3 protein-coding genes are annotated in these 2531 nt (G+C 60.9%); all 3 read right to left on the bottom strand.

The annotated features are described in order from the left end of the window. The coding region (locus ACKUUH_RS17045; protein ID WP_407951087.1) for a superoxide dismutase at positions 1 to 722 on the bottom strand (722 nt) is incomplete at its 3' end. A gap of 109 nt (positions 723 to 831) precedes the next feature. Then, complete coding sequence (locus tag ACKUUH_RS17040; RefSeq protein ID WP_407951086.1) at positions 832 to 1113, bottom strand: hypothetical protein; 282 nt, start codon at positions 1111 to 1113, stop codon at positions 832 to 834. After that, on the bottom strand, positions 1110 to 2240 hold the full coding sequence (locus tag ACKUUH_RS17035) for a PIN/TRAM domain-containing protein (protein WP_407951085.1): 1131 nt from the start codon (positions 2238 to 2240) through the stop codon (positions 1110 to 1112). Before ACKUUH_RS17035 ends, ACKUUH_RS17040 begins: the two co-directional genes overlap by 4 nt. Between the last annotated feature and the right edge of the window lie 291 nt (positions 2241 to 2531).

The following is a 2531-nucleotide window of genomic DNA, read 5'->3' as shown; positions in this document are numbered from 1 at the left end:
GCCATGGCCGCGTAGTAGCGTTCGGAGACGTTCTTCCAGTTCACGACGTTCCACCATGCCTTGATGTAGTCCGCTCGGCGGTTCTGGTACTTGAGGTAGTAGGCGTGCTCCCAGACGTCGCACATGAGCAGCGGGATGCTGCCGATGGGGGTCTGCATCTGCTGGTTCATCATGGTGAAGATCATCAGGCGCTTGAGGGCCGGATGATAGGCGAGGACGCCCCAGCCGTTGCCCTCGACCGAAGCGGCCGCGGCGCTGAAGTGCGCCGTGAACTTATCGAAGCCGCCGAAGTCGCGGTTGATGTCGGCGGAGAGTTTGCCATCGGGCTTTCCACCGCCGCCCTTGCCGGCGGGCGCCATGTTGTTCCAAAAGACGTTGTGGTTGAAATAGCCGCCTGCGTGAAAGGCGAGTGCCCGGGAGACCGGTCCGACGCCGGCGAAGTCTCCGCCGTCGCGGGCCACGGCCAGCGTCGCCAGTGCCTTGTTGAGCCCGTCGGTGTAGCCCTTGTGATGCAGATCGTGATGAATCTTCATCGTCTGGGCATCGATGTACGGTTCGAGTGCATCGTAGGCATACGGCAGTGGAGGCAGCTCGTATTGCGACGGAGCGCCTCCGCCCTCCCCTTCGAAGGCAGCGAGCGAGGAAAGGCCCATCGCATCGGGCAAGAGCATCAGTCCGCCGGTGGCTGCGATACCGCCCAAAAATTCGCGTCGCGTAGACATGGCAAGCACCTCCTGAATGATCGAGAATCCGAATCCGTAACCGAACGAACATCTTCACATCAGTCGTGACCGTTGACAAGGCGATGGGCTCGAATGCCGCGAGAATCGCCTATTTTGCGCCGTTTTGCCAGTCGCGTAGATGCCCGGCGAGAAGCTCCGGACTTTTCTTCTCCATGATGTGGGCGGTGGTGGCCGGGGGAATTTTCAGGTTTTTCATGGCGGTTTCGACCCGCTTCCAGAGCTGATCGCGCTTTTTGTCGGTGTCGGCCAGGTATAGCTCGGACACCATGTCGGCCAGCTTGGTCAGCATGATGGTGTCGCGGTGATCGTAGTAGCGATTGATGATCTTTCGCTGATGCGGTGAGTAGTCGGTCATGGCGGCGCTGGTCATGCCTCCTGCTGCGAGGGTCGGCGACGATTGGGCTGGGAGACGCCTTCGACGCGGCCGAAGATCATTCGGCCGGCCGAAGTCTGGAGAACGCTGGTGACGGCGAGGTCGACGATTTCGCCGATGTGGGCGCGACCCTGTTCGATGACCACCATGGTGCCATCCTCGAGGTAACCGACGCCCTGGCCCTGCTCTTCGCCTGCCTTGACGACCTTTACCGTCATGGCCTCGCCGGGGAGGACGATGGGCTTCATGGCGTTGGCAAGGTCGTTGATGTTGATGATCTGGACGCCACGGACCTTGGCGACCTTGTTGAGGTTGTAGTCGTTGGTCGCCACCCGACCGTTCATGCGCTGGGCGAGCGAGAGCAGCTTCAGATCGACGGGCTCGGAACGGTCGGCGGACATATCGTGGTCGTCGAGAACCTGGACATCGATCGCCTTGTTCGATTGCAGGCTGTTGAGGACATCGAGGCCGCGGCGGCCGCGATTTCGCTTGAGCTTGTCGCTGGAGTCGGCGACGGCCTGTAACTCGGAAAGGACGAACTTGGGCACGATCAGGCGCTGATCGAGGATGCCGGTCTCGCAGATGTCGACGATGCGCCCGTCGATGATGACGGAGGTGTCGAGAATGATCGGGCGCTGGCCCTTGATCTGTTTGGCGAATTCGACGTAAGGGATGACGAAGCGGATATCGTCCTTGGTCTGAAGGATGAAGCTGACGCAGAAATAGCAACTGATGAGGCCGATCAGGACCCGGGTGATGCCGATGCTGGGATGCTCTTTTCCGTCGGCGAAAAGCGCCGGCGAGAACGATTTCATCAGGGCACTGAGCACCTCGTTGATTCCGTAAGCGATGAGCAAGCCCACCGCCAATCCGAAGAAAACTCCGGAAATCGCCTGAAGGCTCTTTCGCGAGATGTTGAGGTCGATCAGGACGACGAGCCCGGCCAGCAGGACCGAGCCGATGATGAAGACGACCCGGTATTGACCGAGAAATTCGCCCCTCTCCGATTCAGCATAGCTGAGGCCGGTGGCGATGAGGGCAATGAAAAGAAACGCGCGAAGGCATAATTGAAGCAGCATGGCGACGCCCGGGCAGGGACGAATCTCGCGATGAACACCGGCCATCCGGATAACGCTCGCCGCGGGCCTCGGCGGAAAGAAACGATGAATGATGATTGCCCGGGGACCTGCCGGTGACAGCGTCGTCCCAAAGCGTAGTATAGCCGCGCGGCAGGCAGGGCACGAGATGCAACTGCGACAGGCGAAGCGGGGTCGCGTCGCCGCCGATCAGGGGGCGATGAAGGTGAAGTCGATGCGGAAACCGCCGGGCGCCATGGCATCCTGCTCGAAGGTGTAGAGGAGCAGCCCGGTGCCGGTGTTCTGGCGGATGTCGGTCCGCTGGCAGGTGAAATCGAC

Source organism: Parvibaculum sp., assembly GCF_045863935.1.
Taxonomy (GTDB): Bacteria; Pseudomonadota; Alphaproteobacteria; order Parvibaculales; family Parvibaculaceae; genus Parvibaculum.
The sequence above is the reverse complement of the archived record's forward strand: the minus strand, read 5'-3'. Positions and strand labels throughout refer to the sequence as shown.